Source organism: Bacteroides sp. AM44-19 (assembly GCF_003603395.1).
Taxonomy (GTDB): domain Bacteria; phylum Bacteroidota; class Bacteroidia; order Bacteroidales; family Bacteroidaceae; genus Bacteroides; species Bacteroides uniformis.
On record NZ_QTNB01000057.1, the window covers coordinates 1 to 1,652 of the forward strand.

The 1,652-nt window shown below is 46.1% G+C and carries 2 protein-coding genes; both read left to right on the plus strand.

Translation table 11 applies throughout. From position 1 onward, the window contains the following. Window positions 1-55: 55 nt before the first annotated feature. Complete coding sequence (locus DW947_RS21340; RefSeq protein ID WP_005829611.1) at window positions 56-436, plus strand: transposase; 381 nt, start codon at window positions 56-58, stop codon at window positions 434-436. 23 nt (window positions 437-459) lie between these two features. Beyond that, on the plus strand, window positions 460-1,419 hold the full coding sequence (locus tag DW947_RS21345; RefSeq protein ID WP_225990577.1) for an IS3 family transposase: 960 nt from the start codon (window positions 460-462) through the stop codon (window positions 1,417-1,419). The last annotated feature ends 233 nt before the right edge of the window (window positions 1,420-1,652 follow it).

Here is a 1,652-nt window from a genome sequence, read left to right on the forward strand (position 1 = left end):
TGTCTTATCCTGATATAGGTAGACACATTTACAAACTAATAAATGTGTTACTATTATGACTTCAAAACGAAAGCTTTATCGTGAAGATGAAAAACTGTTTTTTCTTCACTCTTACTACCAATCAGGTATGAGTAAGCATGCCTTTTGCCGGGCACATGGCATTTGTTGCCCTGCCTTGCTAAATAGTTGGATTAAAAAGTATTCAAATTTAGCAGAAGAGCTATCTTTGCCTTCTGAACAAGAATCACCAGATATGTCCAATCGCAGCAAGGAAGCCTACAAAGATGAAAATGCCCAATTAAAAAAGCGCATTAAAGAGCTGGAGAAAGCTCTGTCTTTCTCCAAGCTGGAAACAGAAGCCCGTGAGTTGATGATTACGCGTGCTGAAGAACTCTTCAACATCCCTATCAGAAAAAAATCTGGGGCCAAATCGTAACGGAACTGGTCAGTCAGCGCAACCTGAAAGTTGCGTTGGCCTGCCGTCTGTTTGGCCATTGTCGTCAAGCCTACTACCAGTCAAAGGCTGACATTGAGAGTCAGATACATAGGGAACGTCTCATGCTGGATGCTGTCCGTGATATCCGTATCGAAGATCCGGGTATAGGCTGTTACAAACTGTGGATTATGCTCACCGTGCTTTTTGGAGCCGGGTTCATGCCTGGGCGGGACAGCTTTTATGCATTGCTCCGGCAACACCGCTTGATGCTTCCTGCCCGCAAGACCCGGCATACGACGAACTCCAACCATCGCTACCACAAGTGGAAGAACCTAATCAAAGGACTGACCTTGACTTCAGCCAACCAGTTGTGGGTCAGCGACATTACTTATATACCACTTGCCAATGGTGAAGTCTGTTATCTGCATCTGATTACGGATGCCTACTCCCATAAGATAGTGGGATGGGTGCTTGCCGACACCTTACGGGTATCGGCAACCATCAATGCATTGCAACAGGCTATAGAGCAGGCTGTTGAAATGACAGGAGATGAAAATCTTACGGGCCTGATACATCACTCGGACCGTGGCGTACAATACTGTTGCGACCCATACGTGGCACTTCTTCAGAAACATGGCATTGCCATCAGTATGACGGAAGACTACAAACCCACCGACAATGCCGTTGCGGAACGTATCAACGGGATTATTAAGGCGGAAAGCAGCCATCCTCGAGGCCGGTTCAACGAAATCGGGCATGCAAGAAATGTCATAGCTCGCTACATACATTTCTATAACCATCGCAGACCGCATATGAGTATCGGGTATAAAATACCTGCTGTGGCGCATCTGGAGAAGGGAATACAGAAGAAAATGTGGAAGAAGAAAAAATATCCTTCCACAAGTAGCAATAAAAAGAAGGATGCAATATCTTTGCAAAGCCGGACAGCAAGTCCGGGCGAAGGCGCAGGACAGCGCACCTGACAAAGACAGAATGCCTCTTTTAGGGGCACCCAGTCTTGCCGGACAAGCAAGCACGGGCTCTGCAAATGCAGCAGGATGACTGTCAACAGAATCAGGACAACTCACTTTGCTGTGTCTACTATATCAGCAGGGCTTGGGAAGAAGTGACTACTGAACCAGTACAACATTCCAAGAACCGTCTACTGATATCGGTTATAAAAAGAAAAAGCGTCTAGCTAAATCAGGAAAAGACA